The organism is Candidatus Tisiphia endosymbiont of Nemotelus uliginosus, assembly GCF_964264835.1.
GTDB lineage: Bacteria > Pseudomonadota > Alphaproteobacteria > Rickettsiales > Rickettsiaceae > Tisiphia.
The window spans coordinates 1,652,929-1,673,177 of sequence record NZ_OZ183485.1; the positions used below are offsets into that span (position 1 = coordinate 1,652,929).

The 20,249-nt window shown below is 33.0% G+C and carries 14 protein-coding genes and 1 pseudogene; 7 read left to right on the forward strand and 8 right to left on the reverse strand.

Annotated features, from left to right (window positions below):
• Positions 1-15: 15 nt before the first annotated feature.
• Positions 16-513, reverse strand: a complete 498-nt coding sequence (locus tag ACFELV_RS07415; RefSeq protein WP_375327407.1) for a DNA-3-methyladenine glycosylase — start codon at positions 511-513, stop codon at positions 16-18.
• 489 nt (positions 514-1,002) lie between these two features.
• Between ACFELV_RS07415 and ACFELV_RS07425 the strand changes: the two genes are divergently transcribed.
• Entirely contained in the window at positions 1,003-2,223 is a 1,221-nt protein-coding gene (locus tag ACFELV_RS07425; RefSeq protein WP_375327409.1) for a DUF5410 family protein, read from the forward strand.
• A gap of 117 nt (positions 2,224-2,340) precedes the next feature.
• On the forward strand, positions 2,341-4,164 hold the full coding sequence (gene typA, locus ACFELV_RS07430) for a translational GTPase TypA (RefSeq protein ID WP_375327410.1): 1,824 nt from the start codon (positions 2,341-2,343) through the stop codon (positions 4,162-4,164).
• Positions 4,165-4,169: 5 nt separating this feature from the next.
• Here the strand turns inward: typA and rimM are convergent, their stop codons facing one another.
• Positions 4,170-4,676 (reverse strand): ribosome maturation factor RimM, encoded by a 507-nt coding sequence (gene rimM, locus ACFELV_RS07435; RefSeq protein WP_375327411.1) that lies wholly within the window; start codon positions 4,674-4,676, stop codon positions 4,170-4,172.
• Between the two features lie 661 nt (positions 4,677-5,337).
• Here rimM and ACFELV_RS07440 point away from each other — a divergent pair.
• Positions 5,338-6,033, forward strand: coding sequence for an HD domain-containing protein (locus tag ACFELV_RS07440; RefSeq protein WP_375327412.1), 696 nt, complete (start codon positions 5,338-5,340; stop codon positions 6,031-6,033).
• Here ACFELV_RS07440 and ACFELV_RS07445 read toward each other — a convergent pair.
• A pseudogene (locus ACFELV_RS07445) lies at positions 5,990-7,317 on the reverse strand (MFS transporter). The gene ACFELV_RS07440 and the pseudogene ACFELV_RS07445 overlap by 44 nt on opposite strands.
• A 662-nt stretch (positions 7,318-7,979) precedes the next feature.
• Here ACFELV_RS07445 and ACFELV_RS07450 point away from each other — a divergent pair.
• Positions 7,980-10,652, forward strand: a complete 2,673-nt coding sequence (locus ACFELV_RS07450) for an AsmA-like C-terminal region-containing protein (RefSeq protein ID WP_375327413.1) — start codon at positions 7,980-7,982, stop codon at positions 10,650-10,652.
• Positions 10,653-11,285: 633 nt separating this feature from the next.
• Entirely contained in the window at positions 11,286-12,257 is a 972-nt protein-coding gene (locus ACFELV_RS07455) for a D-alanyl-D-alanine carboxypeptidase family protein (protein WP_375327414.1), read from the forward strand.
• Between the two features lie 96 nt (positions 12,258-12,353).
• Here ACFELV_RS07455 and ACFELV_RS07460 read toward each other — a convergent pair whose 3' ends face one another.
• The 4 genes from ACFELV_RS07460 to ACFELV_RS07475 form a co-directional block, all read right to left on the reverse strand.
• A complete protein-coding gene (locus ACFELV_RS07460; protein WP_375327415.1) occupies positions 12,354-13,520 on the reverse strand; it encodes an ATP-binding protein in 1,167 nt (388 codons plus the stop codon).
• Between the two features lie 596 nt (positions 13,521-14,116).
• Positions 14,117-14,719 (reverse strand): recombination mediator RecR, encoded by a 603-nt coding sequence (gene recR, locus ACFELV_RS07465; RefSeq protein WP_375327416.1) that lies wholly within the window; start codon positions 14,717-14,719, stop codon positions 14,117-14,119.
• Between the two features lie 254 nt (positions 14,720-14,973).
• Positions 14,974-15,459 carry an RDD family protein gene (locus ACFELV_RS07470; protein WP_375327417.1) on the reverse strand — a complete coding sequence of 162 codons (486 nt, stop codon included), beginning with the start codon at positions 15,457-15,459 and terminating at the stop codon, positions 14,974-14,976.
• Between the two features lie 46 nt (positions 15,460-15,505).
• The gene (locus ACFELV_RS07475) at positions 15,506-16,198 is read right to left on the reverse strand and encodes an MJ0042-type zinc finger domain-containing protein (protein WP_375327418.1); all 693 of its coding nucleotides are present in this window, start codon (positions 16,196-16,198) and stop codon (positions 15,506-15,508) included.
• Positions 16,199-16,288: 90 nt separating this feature from the next.
• Between ACFELV_RS07475 and dapD the strand changes: the two genes are divergently transcribed.
• Positions 16,289-17,113 (forward strand): 2,3,4,5-tetrahydropyridine-2,6-dicarboxylate N-succinyltransferase, encoded by an 825-nt coding sequence (gene dapD / locus ACFELV_RS07480; RefSeq protein WP_375327419.1) that lies wholly within the window; start codon positions 16,289-16,291, stop codon positions 17,111-17,113.
• 198 nt (positions 17,114-17,311) lie between these two features.
• Positions 17,312-18,469, forward strand: coding sequence for a DNA polymerase III subunit beta (gene dnaN, locus ACFELV_RS07485; RefSeq protein WP_375327420.1), 1,158 nt, complete (start codon positions 17,312-17,314; stop codon positions 18,467-18,469).
• A 255-nt stretch (positions 18,470-18,724) separates the two neighbouring features.
• Here dnaN and ACFELV_RS07490 read toward each other — a convergent pair whose 3' ends face one another.
• Positions 18,725-20,248 carry an HlyD family type I secretion periplasmic adaptor subunit gene (locus tag ACFELV_RS07490; protein WP_375327421.1) on the reverse strand — a complete coding sequence of 508 codons (1,524 nt, stop codon included), beginning with the start codon at positions 20,246-20,248 and terminating at the stop codon, positions 18,725-18,727.
• Position 20,249 lies beyond the last annotated feature (1 nt).

The following is a 20,249-nucleotide window of genomic DNA, read 5'->3' on the forward strand; positions in this document are numbered from 1 at the left end:
TTTGAAACGTTTTGGTTATATTGCTAAATAACGCCATAGCTTGTCTTGTCCTTTGCTAATACCTATTCTTGGAGTACTAACAAATTTTGCAGTATGTCCTATATCAATAACACAAAAAGATTGGTTAAGGGTCATATCACACCCATTATATGCTTTATTAATACCTAAAGCCCGACATAATTTACCTGGCCCATCCAATAAATAAGGTACAGGAGTCTGTTGTATTACTCCTCTAATCAACACAGCGGCAGGGAATCCTTCGTTTTCTGTTACTATATTTAAACAATAATACATTCCATATATTAAATATATATAGGCAGTGCCGGCAGGGCCGTACATAGTTTTAGTGCGTGGAGTCATCCCCCTTGCTGCATGGCATGCAGGATCGTCTTCCCCTCTATAACCTTCAGTTTCAATAATTTGAGCAGTGATGTTATTAAAACATAAGATTTTTCCTAGTAATTCCTGTGATACGGTCAGAGTGTCTCGTTCATAAAATGTTTTTGGAAGCATTATCAATAGATTATTAATTAGCACTATAAATTATAGCAGAGTATTCAGAGGAGAGCAATATAGCAAATAATAGTTGTAATTATTATATATTACTTGCCTTTTAAGTACATCTCTGGAGTCCAATATAGCCTTCGTTCTTTGGCTGGTGATATAGTCAATTGATGAGAAGTTGGTGACGTCGTTACTCGTCGCTCGCCTATTATCTATAGGCTTCGCTCCATCGCGCCTAGCACCAACTTCTCCTGAATTGACTATACTTGCATTTAAAGGTGAGGTTGGCAAAGCAGTATAAAAGAATCCGTGAGCACAACAAAAATCCTGCAAAATCAAGTGTCACCAGCTAAAGAACGAAGACTATAATAGTATAAGGATAGGTTATTTTAACATTGACGAATGTCTCTAAAGAGACGATAATACCGCAGTAATTATTGGGTAATAATTATTACCTATTTAAGGAAAATTAACATTTATTTTTTTATAAGAACTCACATGCCAATACTGTCTAACTCTAATTTACAATTGATCAAAAATATTATTCAACAACAAATCATCCGAAAATTATTCACAGGAGACATCACTGATCATGATATTAATGCTTTTCTTACATTGTATAACTACCCTGTAGTCAATCAAAAGCTTAAAGAATGCTTGACTCAAATAACACAAAAGTTAGAAGCAGGAACATTACATAAGATTAATGCCGCAATAATACGGCACTCAAATTCTATAGTATCCGAAGAAGATGATTGCTTCATGTTACGTACCCCAAAAGAATCATTATTATTATTACTACTCCGTAAGGAAGGAGAATTATTTGGTATGACCTGGCTATTTGATCAAGAAGGTAATTTTGTAGTACCAAAAATTCCTGCTGCTATTTTAGATCATTATGCTACCTTAAACGAGTGTTTTTACCCAGGACGTCAATCTAAAGATAGCTTGGATACTAGGATAGCAAAAAGTATTAGCTGGATATTTTATAATAACGTAGAAATGTTAGAAAAAAATAGTCAAGTAGTAAAAGATAGCTTTGAGAAAGCGGCAAAATTTATAGAAATATTAAATGATTTTAGGAACCCAAATGGGCATCATGTACTTAATTTAGTAGAAAATAATGTCTCAGCCTCATGTCAACATATAGAACTCAATGACGAGTCCAGGCTATCTAACCGCAAGATTAATGAATATACTGATAATATGACAAAAATATTGATACCAGTATTAGTACAAGACATCATTGATCATGGTATAGAAGCGGTAAAGGTCAACAATATCTTATTAGACTTAAAGACCAAGGTCTTTAAGTCTATAGAGGTTAAACCAACACTGACAGTAGTCTTGTCGGATCAATTAGAGGCAGCTTATACCCCTGAGTTATTAGAAATTTTATTACAACAAAAAGGGCAGATAATAAAGTTAATAGAAAATAATTTACGCTCAAGTAAAGTAAAAGATAGTAAAGTAGTAAAAATTAGTGAAGATATAACCACCTTAATATTAAAATATCTTTATGAACAACATTGTAAAGATTTAACAGAAATTACGTCCAAGCGCAAGGAAGTACTAGAAGACAATATCACGCCCCACAATTCGTACCTATCAAGTAGCTTATCGCCGAAGGATAACGTGTTTAGTGATGGAAATATTGCTAGCCATGATCTGCCTCAGGGTGAGCACTACTTAACATGCTTGATGGGTTTAGGGTACTAGGTTCTTCTATAGAAACTAAAGTATGATCAGCCGGTAGACAATATATCATATTAACTCTATTCCAATTTTATTATTTTACTTTATAATCTATAATCTAAAAATATATTAAAGGTTTTAATGTCCCCTGCTATTCGCAATATTGCCATTATTGCTCACGTTGATCATGGCAAAACTACCCTAGTTGATAATATGTTAAAGCAAAGTGGCACTTTTAGGGCTAACCAAGCAGTAGCAGAACGAGCAATGGATTCAAATGATCTTGAACGTGAACGCGGTATTACTATATTAGCTAAATGTACCTCTCTTATGTGGAAGGGTATTTGTATTAATATAGTTGATACTCCGGGACATGCGGATTTTGGAGGAGAAGTAGAACGTATTCTGACCATGGTAGATGGGGTAGTATTGTTGGTTGATTCTTCAGAAGGTACCATGCCACAAACAAAATTTGTATTAACTAAGGCTTTAAAATTAGGTTTAAAACCGATTGTGATCATTAATAAAATCGATAGAGCTGATAGAAGAGTCAGTGAAGTAGTAGATGAAGTATTAGAATTATTTATGGCATTAGAAGCTACTGACGAACAATTAGATTTTCCAATCATTTACGCCTCTGGTAGGGCAGGGTGGGCAAGTACTAGCTTGGACGAGACAACCAAAGATTTATCAGTTTTATTTGACTTAATAGTATCGCATGTTCCTGCTCCTATTGCTGATCCCGAAGCACCATTTGCTATGTTAGTAACTACTCGAGAATATAATCCATATTTTGGTCGGGTTCTTACTGGTCGTATTCATAGTGGTACTATTAAGGTTAATCAAAATGTTAAAGTATTAGCAAGAGATGGTACTCTCCTGGAAAATGCTCGGATTAGTAAAATATTATCTTTTAAAGGACTGGAACGAGTTGCAGTAGATGGGGCGTGTGCAGGTGATATTATTGCTATCGCTGGAATCCAAAATGCTACTGTTGCTGATACTGTTTGCGGGCCAGAAATTATGGAAGCATTGCCTTCCTTGCCTATAGACCCACCTACGTTATCTATGACTTTTGGAGTTAATGATTCACCTTTAGCCGGACGAGAGGGAACCAAGCTTACCGCTCGAGTATTAGGTGAGCGATTAATGCGCGAAATAGAGAGTAATGTGGCATTGCACGTAAAACACACTGAAAGCCAAGACGCTTTTCAAGTAGCGGGCCGGGGAGAGCTGCAACTTGGAATATTAATTGAAACTATGAGACGTGAAGGGTTTGAATTGTCTATCAGCAGACCTAGGGTTTTATTTAAAGAGGATGAGCATGGTAAAAAATTAGAACCTATAGAAGAAATTCAGATTGACGTAGATGATGAATTTGTAGGAGTAGTGGTCAAATCTTTAGCACTACGTAAAGCTGAAATGATTGATATGCGTCCATCAGGGGGAGGTAAAACTAGGGTAACATTTCTAGGCCCTTCTCGCGGTCTTATTGGTTATCATGGGCAATTTTTAACAGAAACGCGTGGTACCGGAGTAATGAATCGTATTTTTCATAGTTATGGCCCATATAAAGGGGCCATTGACGGTAGGCGTAATGGGGTATTGATTTCAAACGGCGATGGCGAGTCAGTGGCTTACGCCTTATGGAACTTAGAAGATCGCGGTAAAATGTTCATAAATCCTAATGAATCAGTATATCAAGGAATGATTATTGGAGAACATAATCGTGATAATGATCTAGAAGTAAATCCTTTAAAAGCTAAACAACTATCTAATGTAAGAGCGTCGGGTAAAGATGAAGCAATGCGACTTATTCCACCAGAGATCATGACATTAGAGCAAGCAATTAGTTACATTCAAAATGACGAGAGAGTAGAAATTACTCCTAAATCAATACGATTACGTAAAGCCATACTCAATCCAAATGAGCGAAAAAAGTCAGAAAAACGGAATGAAGATTAAATAATTTATACGTGTATATTATATGCTAGGTTAAGGATAATATATTGTTCAGTGACTACGGGAAATAGTTGTTTAGTAAATGGCAAGAATGCAGTTTTTTTATTATTAAGGAATGCTATTTCCAGTATATCACCGGCTCCTAAATTTAAGGTATTGATTACTTTGCCAAGAGGAAATAGTTTATGATCTACTACCTTTAAGCCTTTTAAATCTTCCATATAAAATTCATCAGGCTGTAATAATGGTAAATCCGACCTATAACTGAATAGCTGAAACCCTTGCACTTTTTCTGCATCTGTTCTGTTATCAATGTTATTAAATTTGCAAATTAAATAGCCTTTAGCATTTTGCTTAATTAATTTTAGAATAATTTTTTGTTTATGTTGGTCAACTAAATGCATATTCATTATATTAAGGCTTGGGCTAGTAAAAGATTTTACTATTATATTACCTTGAAGCCCTTGTACAGATAATATTACACCCATAACAATTAAGTGTTCTTGGATAGACATCGGCTTGAATCCTATACCCCTGTGATAAATTAGTAACCATAATACTATATATTTATTGATTTTAGGTAAAAAAAAGTTAGGGCAAAGAAAAATTATTCTAAAGCAAAAGACTTTAAGCAGAGTAATTTAAGGTCAACTTCCCTAAACTCTTAGATGTTTTGCGCTATAGTACTGCAAGCAATAGCAGCGATTAATTATTATTGGCTTTATGCTATGCGTAATGCTACAAGTATTAGAGATGCAGGTTAGAGCTACGTTACCTTAATATATCATCAGTGTTTTGTACGCCTGAGGGTATTTACGATCCTACTATCAATAAGTTACTGTTATTGAATTATGATTCCCTAGTTGAGGATATTTGTTGCTAATAGCTATAAAATTTTGTTATAGCCCTTAAGCAGTTATGGGGAAGATAATAATTGAGAATTATGCTATAATAATCATAGGTTGTATGAACAAAATTATAACAAATAAGTGCCTGCTTAATTGGTTTATTAAAAGAATGAAAAGTGCATACTTAAAGCAGTGTGATGTCCGAAAATTGCTTTACCAATGTTTTAAGTTTTTATAGTATATACCAGGCAAATTCGAGGCAATAGATTATATCGCATTTCGAATTATAATATCAAATATTATAAATTTTAATAAATTGTTGTACTTTATGGAAGATATTGATAGTTGGCCACTAAAACTGGAATTATGCCAATATACTGAAAGGTTACTAAATAAGCTGATGCAGTTAAATCAGGAGGTGAATACTCCAATTGACATTCATGAAATTAAAAAAGCCATTTTTTATGCTAAAAAATATCATGGACTACAAAAACGCCAGTCTGGCGAGCCGTTTTACTCTCATCCGTTAGAAGTAGCCTATATGGTTTCAGACCATATCTTTAAGACTGATATTATTGTGACTAGTATCCTGCATGATACTATTGAGGACACTAAAATGACAGAAAAGATGATAGAAGCTATTTTTGGGGAAACAGTCGCAGTGCAGGTAGAAGAGCTTACAAGAGTCAAAAAAGATCGCAAGATTAGTTCGGCAGAAATATTAAATTTATTATTTAAACAAAAGAAATATGATTTATTGCTAATTAAATTATTTGATCGTCTTCATAATATTCAAACTATTGAAGCAAAATCCCCCGAAAAAGCTAAGAAAATTATAGAAGAAACTCTTAAATATTTCTTAGTCTTATGCGAGGTAATTGAGTTACCTTGGCTTTGTGATACTTTATATGAAAAATGCTATATTCAAAACATCAAGCTAGGGGTAGTCAAAAATACAGATTTCTTTTTAGAGAAATCTGTTAGGTCTTCCTTTCCATTTTTTCGAAATAAGTTACTCCCATAAAAAAGCCTATAGCAACTGGTATAATTATTATCAACAACCCTTTTCCAGGTCCTAAATATTTAGTAGTATAGGCCAAACCAATAGAGGTTACAAAATAAGTGCATAATTTAGCTACAGCGCTTAGAACACTAGTATATGTAAATCTTTTGAAAATAGGAAAATATTTATAAAATATTGGGGAGGCTGGCACATGATCAAATACAAATAAGGCTGCTAAACATTGAAAAATAAAAATGTAATTTGAATTCATCCTATACGATAGCACTATAGGAAATAAAATAATTGTTATTAAGAATAAATATAACTTCCATTTTAGTATCTTGAGTGGGTGCATATAAGCAAGGTATGTCAGCCCCACTATTCCTAACAAATCTACTATAGAAACCCAAAAATTTTGCGTAATAACCTCATTAGCTGAAAATCCACAATCATGTTTTAGAATATCGGCACAATATATATATACAAAATAAAAACATGGAGGCCTAGCGCATTGAATAAAGAGATATGCTATAGAAGTCAAGAGCGGAACATGTTGATCAAGTATATCTTTATTGACTTCATTGAACGCCACTTTATTTTCGGTCAGCCTTTCTTGCAACCGCTTCTTTTTATTAGTGAACTCTGCAGCTTCTTTTAGGCTAGTACGCGCAACGGATCTAACTAAGGCAATGCCTGCGCCTACCCAAAATGCTAAGCGCCAACTAGATGGATTTTGGTTATCTATACTGGTAAAAATTGATGCTACACCAAGGGCCGCTGTGGTTCCTATTGCCGAAAATACAGTAATTAAAGAAACCAATGAATATTGAATAGGGGGTTTTGAGCTTTCAGTCAAATAAATTTCTGCACCTCGCACTTCTGCAGTGGCCGCCATCCCTTGTATCATCCTACATGCTATCAGCACCCATGAGGCTGTAATGCCTATTTCAGCATAGGTGGGGATAGTGGCGATAGTGATACAACAGATCCCCATCAAAAATGTAGTAATTATTACTACTGCTTTCGCCCTATATAGTCTCCAATATAGCCAAATAATAGCGCTCCAAAAGGTCTTAATACGTAAGTAGAGCAGAAAGTTAAGGCAGCTAATAATTTTTTAGTGAATTGATCGTAATCGGGAAAGAATAAGTCATTTAGTAATACAGCCATATGTACATACAGCATCAAATCAAAATACTCGAGAAATGTGCCTATTGAAAGTAACCCTACGGCTTCAGTTTGTTGCTTAGTTAAACGAGTTTGGGCAAGAATAACTTTACCATCTGTTTGAATGAATTTGTTCATGTTTCTTTACATTTTTAAATTATATAATCAATTATTTCTCCAAAACACAGCTAGTAACCATAAAATGAGTAAATTTCCTAATATGAATTAGTGATTTATAATGATAGGCCTTAAGTTTTCTTATATCACCTAGAACACCAAACACTAAGTTAATTATTATTAATAAACAGAAAATTTTTATATCTAGAGTGACATTTTAGCCTTAAATTTTTGTAACAATTTGAGGTTATTTGTACTTAAACAAGATATTTATAACTAGTAAGTTTAATTATTTAAATAATATTGTAATTATAGGTTACATCAAAAACTATAAAAATCAACTATGAAATAAACAAATTTTACAATTCATGCTAATAAATTATGATTAAATAGTATCCTGCATATCTTTCATGTCACAAAAGGATCTACGTAACAGGCAATATCTATTTATAATGGTAATATATGCTTGGTTTTAAACGGCAATTAATATAATAATATTATTTAGATTCGGCATTATTATGATAATTCTAGATAATATCCAGAACAGTAATATACTCAATTGCTTTCAAGAATTGTTTTTGCATTTTATCAAGTGATTTAATTCTGCTCATATACGTACGTAAATGGTATGTACGTCTTACTACATTTGCACGTTATTCACAATTAATTCTAATCCTTGCAATATGAACAATATAGATATAGAAACCAATGGGCGTTTTAAAAGATTTGGCTTGATGGTCAGAAGAATACTAATCATTGTTGTTGTAGTTATGTCATTATTAGCATGTGCTATGGTAACAATTATTCATTCTATTGATACTAATTTAATAGTAAAAGCATTGGCACATGAATTAGCGGTACCTACTAACGCTATCAAAACGGTTAAAATTAATAACTTCCCTACGCCTTTTTTACTAATTGATCATGTACAGGTAGAAGGAAAATTAGTACTAGAAAATGTTGAAATACATTTTGATATATATTCATTATTCAAATTAACCCCTAAAATTAAAACAGTAAAAATATTTAATGCTACAATATACGGGGATCAACAAGAACTCAACATTATCAATCATGATAAAATAATCAGCTCATTACTCACAACCAATATTAGTAATATTAATTTCCATATTATCAACCTAACTATATTCAATAATAAGCATGAATCTCTGGGGATTGTAAGTAACTGCCATTTGACTCCTGTTAATTCCTTAACTAATAGATTTGTCTTTAAAGGGGTATTAGATAGCGTATTACATTTTTCTGGTTTCGTAGAACAAAAAGATAAGCAAGTAAACTTTGATTTAACTCTTTATAATGATGACTATAATTGTCATGTATCTGAAATCTATAACGAGGGCAAGTTAGTTAGTGGGAAAGGTGAATATATAGTACAAAATCTAGCTAATGTGTTGAGCCATTTTATGCCAGATTTAAAAGCATTATTTATGAAATTCAATCAACACCAAATAGTAAAAATAAAATTTGATATCTTACCTACCGAACAATTATTACAGCTTGAAAATTTAAGTATAGATTCTGCTGCCATCTTGGGGACAGGTGTTCTTCATTTAAGTAAAATGCAGAATATAAGTAGTACCATCAAATTAACTTTTTCTACAATAGATATTCCGGCTCTTACCGCCCCTTCAGATACTATCCGTAAGTTCAGCGATTCCTCCTCCTATGGACTAAGATTTATTTTCGACGATAAAATATTAGACGCAACTATTTCAGCAGATCAAATAATATTAGGAGGAGGCGAAATATTAAACAAGACTCAATTATTATTAGGTTTAGAAAATCGCAGTTTGGCTGTTAAAGATTTTTCTGGGACAATTCAATCTGGAGGTAATTTCCAACTTACCGGTAATGTAACGCAAAATTCTGTAAGGAGTATATTTGAAGGGAGTATTTACTTACAACATCAGAACCTTAATAAGATATTAGACGCTAGCGGCTATAAAGAAATAGATGGCAATCAAATTACTCCTTTTACTTTACAGTCAAATCTAAAACTAACTTTAATAGATATATATTTGCAGAATCTTTTAGTAAAAACAGCTAATACTACCGTTACCGGTGATATTACTACTAGCTTTATTGGTTCTATGCCACATATTATGGGGAACTTAGACATTTCTGCCTTGGATTTATCTTACCCTGGATATCCAATTATTTCTCCAATGCTCAATTTTCTTCAAAGCTTAACCAAAGAGATGCAAGATGAAACATATTTCACTAAATATATTCCTATTAGAACTATCCAATATTTTGGTAACTTTAATGTAACTATTAACGATTTGATGTTTGGGAATAGATCATTTGGTAAAGTAGATCTGGTAGCTGCTATCGCTCCTGGTAATATTGAAATTACTACCTTTGATTTAAGGAAAGACGACATCTACCTTAATCTTAATGCTAAATTACTTGCGGCTCAACTTAAGCCACAATTAGAGATTAACATCAGAGATGGGGCTCTTGCTATAGAGCCATTAACTCCCATGGCTTTGTTGAACTCAAGGAATAGGTTATTAAATGAATTTGATTTAAATAAAGTAGAACTAAAATTGCAATGTGCTTTATCCAAGCTGTCGCAAGGTAAATTACTATTACAAAATCTTAAATTAGCGTTAGCGAATAATAATACTTTATTTAATATTAGTCAACTTAAAGCAGACATGTTAGGAGGAACACTTAAAGCGGCAGGTAGTATTTTAATAAATCCCTATACTTTAAATTTTGCTTATGCATTCAACTCTATTAATTTAGCACAGCTCTCCTTATTACTTCCTAAAGGTTTCTTAGATACTTATGGAGGAATGAGTATTAATGGCAAATTTTCTACTAATGGAGACACTATAGAAAAATTATTATATAACCTTACTACTGAATCTGCATTCATAGTACAAAATGCAAAAATTAATAATCTCTCTCTAGATACGCTAGTAGAAAAAGTTAATAACAAAAATTATACCTCTGAATCATTACAAGATGATTTAACCACCGCAATATCTCAGGGACAAACTGAGATATCTACCTTACATGGCAATCTACGTTTAAATAAGGGTATCGCTCTACTGAAAGACGTATTATTTAATACTAAATATATTAGTGGCGCAACGGCGCTTGCTATTAACATATATAATTATACGATTACCTTAACTTCAATATTAACATTTTATCTTCATAATAGTCCACGCGATGATATAGCAGGAGATACGAAAATCCCCCCTATGAAGCTGCAACTAGATGCAAAAGGGAGCATATTTAACCCTACGAAAACAATCGATGATAATGAATTGAAAAAATTTCTGGAAGATCGGCAGAATATTCAGGATGTCAATAATGTTTAATTATAGAGCTTTCACTCTCTATGAAGATAATTAATTATTTTGCTAGAAAATTTACTATTAATTAGTTATATATACTGAACAAAGAATAACCTATCAATTATTTTCTGATCAAAAATTTCCTTCACATAATAGGCATAGTGAGCGATATGCCACTTGCTATATATGTAGGAAAGCTGGTAAAAATGTTATACCAAATTGCTTCCTTCACATTAGGTCGTCGTATTTCGGGATTCGTCGTGCTCACCTAGATCTACTAGGTTCCGCGTACCTTACCACTGATACTCCTACTACTGTCTTGAAAGCAACTTGGTATTAGGTTACGATAATTTTTTTATTCTAATAGTAATTTTAGCCTTGCCAGGGCAGGTTATTTTGTTTTATCTTAATAAAAAAGAACCGGGAATCACTCTCATAATATGTTGGATATAAATCTGTTGTCAGATATTATTAAATTTTGTTAGTAGCCTTAGGTTCTGTGAACATTTCTATGTAATTAGTAGATTAATAGGCGTTTTCTCTCTTTAGCCCTGGCATATAAAATCCAACGCTTGTAATCCATTGAATATATCTTAAGTAAGATATAGTGAATTTAGACCAAATAACTTAACACGGTAATTAACCTTAATTATGATTATGCTAAATAAAATATCATTGCTTTGTATTATTAGTGTAATAATGATGGGGGTGAGCTTTAATACTGCTTATGGGCAAGGTCAACTTGTATCTGCTCCTACACCTACTAGTCTTGTAGTAGATTTTAAAACAGGTAAAATATTACATGAAAAAAACTCTAATGTTAAAATTTATCCTGCTTCTCTTACAAAACTAATGACTTTATACCTATTGTTTGAGGCTATTGATTCTGGTCAATTAAAAATGAATCAGAGATTATATGTTTCAAAAAAAGCAGAAAAAATGTTGCCCGGTAAATTAGGACTTAAAGCTCATGAAACTATTACTGTAAAGGATTCTATATTGGGGCTTATTATTAAGTCTGCTAATGATGTAGCGGTGGTAGTCGCTGAAAATATTAATGGTAGCGAAGAGAAATTTGTTGGGTTAATGAATTATCGTGCCAGGCAGCTTGGCATGAAATCTACCCGTTTTGCCAATGCTTCGGGTTGGCATCATCCTGCTCAAAAAACTACTGCTAGAGACCTTGCTAGATTAGCACTTGCTATTAAGAGAGATTTTCCTAAACATTACCATATTTTTGCAAAGAATAGTTTTGTTTTTCGAGGGAAGATAATAAAAGGCCATAATAAAGTAAACGAAACTTATTACGGGGCAGAAGGGCTAAAGACAGGCTATACCAACCCTGCTGGCTATAACGTTATTACTGCGGCAACTCGCCAAAATAAATCCTTGTTAGCCATTGTCACAGGTTGTAAATCGTCGGCACTTAGAAATGAACAAACGATCAAATTATTAGATGCCCATTTTCATTCATCTCCCTCTCTTATGCAGCGTAGAGATATAGCAAAAGTAAATACTAATCCAAGGGCTCCTAATAAAACTACCGCATATGCTCAAAAGGCTAAACCCCCTATTAAGGTGGCGACCAACCTTAAATTAAAACCTAAACGCAAACTGTCTAGCAGTTAAGGAAGTAAGTATATTTATCATTTAATATTAGGTTCTGTAAACATCACAGCATCTAAATAACCTGAATTCGATGTAACAAGTTATATCAAATTCAGGTTAAATAGTATTATTAGTAATTTGAGTGATAATTTCTATTAATTCTTCGTTCCGATAAGGCTTATGGATTAAATAGGTTCTCGGTTCATCTAACAGTGCCGTAAGTTCCTCGTAATTGTTAGTTAAGCCGCTTTGAAACACGATAGGGATATATGCTGAATTTTTATCTGCTCTAATTTGCTTATATACTTCATAACCGCTGATATCAGGTAATACTATATCTAATAGAATTAAATCAATCTTATTGAAAAAGATTTTGGCTAGATTAATTGCCTCTTTGCCGGTATAGGCACTAATAATTTTAAATTTTTGTTCATGCATAAATATTAAGTTAGCTGATTCATGACAAGTTACTTCGTCATCCACCAAAAGTATATTGAATTGCGTTTTAGTAGGTTTTTTAAGTAGTCGAGGTTTTCTCTGATTATAAGCAGGAATCATAAATATTAGTTTAGCACCTATGTCATAATTATTTTCAGCATAAATATAACCTTTATGGGCTGTAACAATTTCTCGGCAGATTGTTAAACCGATACCGGTACCTACAAAATTTTTATTAGTTCGAGAACTGCGCGTAAAAATTGCAAAAATTGATTCTAACTCTGTGGGCGGAATTCCTACACCGGTATCAGCCACAGTAAAACGCCAATATAATTTGTTATCATAATTTATTGAATTGAGGGTAGCAGTAATTGTTCCTTCTTTGGTATATTTGATAGCATTATTAAATAGGTTATTTAATAATTGATTAATTCGTGCTTTATCCCCTTTAATGATAGCCCTTTTGATTCCATGATCCACCAACTCGATTTTCACTTTATTGTTAAATATATTTAATTCTATCAGTTGTTGTACTATTGTTTTAATACATGCCAATAAGTCTATATTAGTAAAATAAAAAACCATCTTACCTGTACTAAACTTTGATAAATCTAATAATTCATCAGTTAATTTGATAATACGTTGATTATTTTTAGCTAGTATAGCAATTTGTTTCCTACGTTCTTGCTCGCTAATTTTATCCCAATTTTCATGTAAAAATTGAGATATATTACTTACTCCATGAATTGAAGATCTGACTTCATGCGATATATGATCAAGAATGTTATTTTGTGCCAATAACTTTTTTTCTAATTCTAAAATTTTATTTTTTGAATTATTTTTCAATGTATTTAACCACGATAACATCTTCACCTATAAGTATAGAAAAAATTAGAAAACAAAAATATCCCTACCTATCAACCCATACCTTGGTCAATAACTTGGGCAATGAATTTAGAGTTCTTGCGTAAGATTTTAAATATAATGCAAAAACTTAATATCTAAGGAAATGTTCTCCTAAAATAGTATAAATATCAGGTTTATGCAAAAGATAAAATCTACCTTAAATCTTTTTGTATTCATCATATACTCAATGGATTGCAAGAGTTGGATTTTATTTGCCAGCGGTAGGCGCGCGGAGCGTACACTTAAGTCACACTACTAGACAAAAATAGAAAATGGTTGAAAAAGTACAAAAATTGTTATCTGCTAAAGCTCGTTTTTAGCAATTATTATCTCAAAAATAACATTTTGTACTTAAAATAATATGTTTTTTCAACCATTTTCTATTTTTGTCCAGTAGTGTGACACTTAAGTACGTGAACACCCTCGACTTTAGATACGAGGACACCAATTCTGGAAGTTGACCGAGCAGACCGTATCTTGCTTGAACCTTATAATTTGCTAAAGGAATATTACTGCTACGTATAAAGAATAGCACTTTACTCAAAAATTTGCCTTAAGGTTATTGCAGCTGATACAGTACCTTCATCAAGATAATCTAGTTCACCACCTATTGGTATCCCGCTAGCTAATCTGGATATTTTAATTTTATATTCTTTAAAATATTCTGCAATAAAATAAGCCATTGTTTGACCCTCTAAAGTTGAGTTAGTAGCGATCATAATTTCGTTAATATTATTATTCTTACATCTGATTAGTAGCTCAGGTAGCCTAAGTATTGTAGGGTTTTGCCGACTTGCTACTGATAAGTTATTGCCAAGTACATGGTAATGGCCATTAAAAATACCGCTCCGTTCAATTGCCCACAATTCTACGACCGTATCCACAATTGCTATAATGGTATCATTGCGGGTATTGGATAAGCATATCCTGCAAATGTTGTTTGAATCAATATTCCCACAAATAGTACATTTCAACACATTGTTATCTACCGATACAAGAGCAGAAATTAAACTTTTCAATCTAATGTCTTTTTCTTGTAATAGATGCAAAACTATACGCCTAGCGGATCTCTGCCCAAGACCTGGCAATTTAGAAAATAGATAGATCAATTGATCTATTTCATTTAACTGATGCGCCATTGATTTAAATTTTTTCTTGCTCTTGGTTCTGTTAGGTTGCCAACACAACCTATTCTTAGAAACTTATGTATACTCCTATGATTTGAAGAGTTGATAGACGATAGAATCAACTTCAAGAAGAGCTGGCAGTTGCAAATTCAAGGAGGGTAGCATGCACATATATAGTACGGAAGCACCCTTAGGCCTTTAGGGCGCAACGAATACGTCATTTCTTGAAGTTCATTCACCGAAGTTTATACATAAATCAGTCTAAATTACCGCTTAATCACCACCGTATTAGCTATTTTATCATGTAAGGCTTGATGTTGTTTAGAAAACATTATAGACCAAATACCAAATAATGCGGAAAAATATCCACCAAACCTTTTTATGAATTGCCATTTTTGAGGTTGCTCAAGGGTTACTGCGTCAACTATTTTCATATGCATGATCATCTTACCAGGAGTCGCTCCGTAATAAATCCAAAAACCAATAAAATATACCCCGACTATAAGAAGGTTTACAAGAGACATTAACATAAGAAACAATAACAAACTACTAGAACTGATTACTGAAAGAGCCTCTAGATTTTCTGTAGCCTTAATTAATATTTCTGCAATACTAACCTTAAACAGTAATACAGATAGTTGAAAAGATATAAAGGTAGTGATTGGCGTTGCAAGAATTGACAACAGGAAGAGGTCTAGCGTAGAGGCAAATATTCTAGGGATAAGATTGGGGTAAATGATTTGTTTTTTCATTTTGTATTAAGGTCTCGTGATTAATTCAAATATACTCTATAGAATTTTATTGTAGTATAAAATCTAGATTATTACCAAGCGTAATATCTAAAGCAGTGCTAGAAGCCGGCACGATCTCAAGCAGAGTATTTATATCAATATGTTGCTTGGGTGATAATTTAATATCTTTTTGATCCAATATATAAGTTTTGATAGGCATATCTCGTTTGTCTAATAACCTAATTCTAATTAGAGGTATTATTATATTATGAATGTCGTGATTGGTGATTCTATAGGAAACTTTAAGCTGATGATTAATTGATGTGTGGTTAGCTTGTATATTTTCTATAATTACCTTGTTCTCATAAAATTTAGTTAAAGCAGGGATATTGAGTTTTTCATGAAATAATATATATGATAAGAGAAAAATTAAATTAATCAATATAATAGATGAAAGATTAGTATGTTGCGGAATTGTAATAGGTAATAACACGGGTAGGTTAGCCCCTTTATTCGCATACACTAAATTCTCATTTCTGTTAGATATAACCTTATGATCGTTAGAAAGAACTGCGGGTTTATTGATAGGAATAATAGGTTGATCTTTATTGCTAGCACTTAGAACAGGCTCAGGCAACAATTCTGGTTTTTGGTACCATATATGTTGGCAGTTTGAACATTTAACCTTTCGCCCATTGATTCCTATTTGTTCTGGGAGCAAGGCAAAGCTAGTGTGGCAACGGGGGCAAGTAATATTCATTACAATTTCATAACTAATTAAGGCTTTGGTATAGGTTGACTTAAAAATAAAGTTATTTATGATTTTTATCAAGTACTTATCAAAAATACCATGCAAAAATATATAAAGCTTATAGAAGAATTTTGGACTCAACGTGACAAATTAATCAAAGGTTCAAAGCAAACGGAGCATTTAATACAAATATTAAATGACATTATCACTGCTTTGAATGAAGGGATAATAAGAGTTTGTGAAAAACATGACCAAGAATGGCAAGTGAATTATTGGCTAAAAAAAGCAATATTATTATATTTCCTTGTTACTGATTCCCGAGTTTATTCGGCAGGATGTATAAAATGGTATGACAAAATTAATCCTAGATTTTCGCAAGATACCTCAGAAGCATCGCTTAAACATCACCTAAGTCGTATTGTCCCTGGCGCATTTATAAGAACAGGAAGCTATATCGCACCAAATGTGGTAGTTATGCCTTCCTTTATTAATATAGGAGCCTACATAGGAGAAGGCACGATGATCGATAGTTGGGCTACAGTTGGTTCGTGTGCTCAAATAGGCAAAAATTGTCATATTTCTGGTGGGACAGGTATTGGGGGTGTATTAGAACCAATTCAAAGTAAACCTGTGATAATTGAAGATAATTGTTTCATAGGGGCAAGATCCGAAATAGCGGAAGGAGTCATAGTAGAAGAGGGCAGTGTTATCAGTATGGGAGTATTTATTGGTGCTTCAACCAAGATAGTTGAGAGAGAAAGCGGTAAAGTAATATATGGTAAAGTGCCGCCCTATTCAGTAGTAGTGCCTGGTAGCATGCCCGCTAGCATAGGAAAACCAAGTTTATATTGTGCAGTCATTGTAAAACAAGTAGACCAGATTACTCGTAGTAAAGTATCTATAAACGATTTATTAAGAACATAGTTAGCCTGAAATTCGATATAACTTGTTACATCGAATTTCAGAGAAATATATAGAAACAATGATGAAAAAAGTTAAAATGCATCAGAAGGACTGTTTCGAGTATGCATTTTGCCTTATAACAAAGCTAATGTGCTATAAGAATTATTAATGCTTATAGCGCATTGAGGTTATTTAATTGACAATAAAATAAGTAGTAGTATGAAGAATTTAAAGGTAATAATACAAACAAAAACTCTAATGCATGCATTAACTTTTGCCAGTTCAGTGGTAGAAAAACGTAACGTCATTGCTGAACTGAGTAATATTAAATTATCCACAAATGATGGTAAGCTGGAATTAATCACTACTAATATGGAAATATATTTGAGCCAAAAGATCCCCGCTCAAATTGTCAATGAGGGGGAAATCACTGTGTCTACTAAAACCTTGTGCGATATAGTCAAAAAGATCTCCGATAATGATATAACCCTTAGTGTATCTTCTGAAACAGCACAGCTTGAGTTATTAGGGCAGAATTGTACCTTTAATTTATTAACTTTACCTGTTACCCAGTTTCCTACTCTGGATGAGGTAAGTAGCGAATATACCTTTAAAATTTCCTGCCGAGATTTTGCTAAAATGATTGATAGCACTTTATTTTCTATCTCTACTGACGAAACTAGGTATAATTTAAATGGGGTATATTTCTGTATTAAGGCAGGAGAATGTAGCGCAGTTAGTACTGATGGTCATCGGCTATCAGTTTCTATAGTACCAATAGGAGATAGTACAAAAGAATTTGGTGTTATTCTGCCTAAAAAAACTTTAGAAGAAATTGTCAAGATAGCTAAAGATGCTCAAAACATCCACCTTGATATGGACATTTTCTTAAGTGTTAATAAAATTAAATTTGTATGCAATGATATTGTGATGGTATCAAAACTTATTGACGGCACTTTTCCAGATTACCACACTTTCATTCCAGTCGAGAATAATTATAAGCTTATTGTGAATACTAAATTATTATCGGAAGTGATTGATAGGGTAGCTACCATCACTATTGATAAATTTCAAGCAATTAAGTTAATATTATCACAAGATTCAGTTGAAGTAACTGCTTCAGGAGAAGCCAGAGGAGCCGCGAAAGAAATTATACCATCTTCCGAGGAGAAAAATAACTTATGTATATTTACCTCTGACGAGACCTTGTCTATAGGTTTTAACCCCAAATATATTATGGACAGTTTAAATGCTGTAGCCAATGCGATAAAATGCCATCAGGTAGAATTACATTTTTCTAATGCTTCCTCCCCTATGTTATTAAAACCCGTTGATAACTCCACTGAGCTCTTTGTCATTATGCCAGTTAAAGTGTGACACTATATATACTTGCTCGCACCTGAAGAGTTGATAAACGATAGAATTAAAATCAAGATAATAGCAGGAGCCAAAGGGTCAAGGGAGCGCAAGCAGTACATATTAGTACAGAAGATCATGAAGTACGATGAACGTAGATAATGAGTTTTCGGAAATGATATAATCTGTGTTGCTTTCGCTCCTTCAGGCTTTACTCTGTCTAACTCTCCAGTTGATTCTCTATCGTCTATCAACTTTTCAGATGCGAGCAATATATTATTTCTCTTTAAACGATCTAAACATGGTATCAGTAATTGGATCTAGCAAATATCGTAGTAAAGTTCTAGTACCTGTTACAATTTGTACTTCCGCTTGCATACCTGGATGCAGTTCTAAATGCCTAGCTTTTGCAATCTTATTAAATTCTTCCATATTAATTTCAATCCGAGCAATATATACTGTTTCTCCAGCCTTCTGACTTTTATCTTGCACTATATCAGGAGATAATTTGACCACCTTGCCACTGAATAATGGGGTAGTCCTTGATTTAAAGGCGCTAAAACGAATTTTAGCTATTAAACCTTCATGCACCGAATCTATTAACCTACTCGGGACTTGTGCCTCTATTATTAAATTATCATTAGTTGGGGCAATCTCTAGAATCTGATTACCTGGGCCTACTACCCCACCTATAGTATGAAAATTCAGTACATTTATAATACCATCTACTGGTGAGCGAATAACCACTCTGTTCAGAGAATCTTTATAAGCATTAAATTGTTCTTTTAAATGCACTACTTGTGCCTGCGCTTCTTTAAGCTCAGTTAATATTTTTTCAATAATTTTATTTTGTAAGTTAAGAATAGAAATTTCATTCTCGGAAATAGCATGTCTAGTACTGGCGATTTCTGTATCTGACAATGCTATCTCGCTTTTGAATTGAGCTTCCTTAGACTCCAATTCTAATAAAGCAGCTCTAGGGCTAAAACCTTTTTTGTGCAATGTGTGCATTGCTTTTAATCTATCATGTACTATTTCCAAGTTTTTGATATAAGAAAGTTTTCTTGCCTCTAGACCTTCTATTTTTTTATTTAATTGTTCTACTCGTTGCTGATAAGCATTCTTTTCACTCCTATGTACTTCTTTTTTAGACTGAAATAAACTGTTTTGAGTATCAATAATCCTGGAGACCTCAGGTAAATTCATATCATTTTGTAAGAATTCAGGAAATTCAATCTGATCTTTATCATCTCTTTCAGCAATTAAACGACTTTCAGTAGCTAAAGCATGCCTATATTGGCTTAAAGTACTTTCATAATGAGATTTAATTTTCACATCTTCTAATTCTAATAACTTGTCGCCTGCTTTAACGATATCTCCTTGATTAACAAAAATATTCGCGATGATTCCGCCTTCATGATGTTGAATCACTTTCCTATTGCTACTTGCAACTACAATCCCTCCTGCTACAGCTGCACTATCAAGTGGAGCGCAACTCCCCCATATCCCCCCAACTAAAACAAAAAATATTATAACATAAGTTCCAAATAAAATTGGAGATCTAGCCACTTGTAACACATCGTTACGCTGAGAATCAGTCTTTTTAGTAGTAAAATTTATAAAGCGATCCAGATAATATAATATATTCTGAATTCCTTTAGAAATACTAACTATTAAGTTAGGAGATATAATGCTTTTCTTAGTTTGCTTCGTATTTGCCAAGTCTTTTTGTAAAGTTAAAAGTTGCTTCAATTGTTCTGGCGAAAATGAGGGCTTAATATTATTTGACTTTTCTTCCATA

Excerpts from the sequence above, each read along its gene's own strand:
- ACFELV_RS07415 (WP_375327407.1), bottom strand. The coding sequence starts at position 513 with ATGCTTCCAAAAACATTTTATGAACGAGACACTCTGACCGTATCACAG.
- ACFELV_RS07425 (WP_375327409.1), top strand. The coding sequence starts at position 1,003 with ATGCCAATACTGTCTAACTCTAATTTACAATTGATCAAAAATATTATT.
- typA (WP_375327410.1), top strand. The coding sequence starts at position 2,341 with ATGTCCCCTGCTATTCGCAATATTGCCATTATTGCTCACGTTGATCAT.
- rimM (WP_375327411.1), bottom strand. The coding sequence starts at position 4,676 with ATGTCTATCCAAGAACACTTAATTGTTATGGGTGTAATATTATCTGTA.
- ACFELV_RS07440 (WP_375327412.1), top strand. The coding sequence starts at position 5,338 with ATGGAAGATATTGATAGTTGGCCACTAAAACTGGAATTATGCCAATAT.
- ACFELV_RS07450 (WP_375327413.1), top strand. The coding sequence starts at position 7,980 with ATGAACAATATAGATATAGAAACCAATGGGCGTTTTAAAAGATTTGGC.
- ACFELV_RS07455 (WP_375327414.1), top strand. The coding sequence starts at position 11,286 with ATGCTAAATAAAATATCATTGCTTTGTATTATTAGTGTAATAATGATG.
- recR (WP_375327416.1), bottom strand. The coding sequence starts at position 14,719 with ATGGCGCATCAGTTAAATGAAATAGATCAATTGATCTATCTATTTTCT.
- ACFELV_RS07470 (WP_375327417.1), bottom strand. The coding sequence starts at position 15,459 with ATGAAAAAACAAATCATTTACCCCAATCTTATCCCTAGAATATTTGCC.
- ACFELV_RS07475 (WP_375327418.1), bottom strand. The coding sequence starts at position 16,198 with ATGAATATTACTTGCCCCCGTTGCCACACTAGCTTTGCCTTGCTCCCA.
- dapD (WP_375327419.1), top strand. The coding sequence starts at position 16,289 with ATGCAAAAATATATAAAGCTTATAGAAGAATTTTGGACTCAACGTGAC.
- dnaN (WP_375327420.1), top strand. The coding sequence starts at position 17,312 with ATGAAGAATTTAAAGGTAATAATACAAACAAAAACTCTAATGCATGCA.
- ACFELV_RS07490 (WP_375327421.1), bottom strand. The coding sequence starts at position 20,248 with ATGGAAGAAAAGTCAAATAATATTAAGCCCTCATTTTCGCCAGAACAA.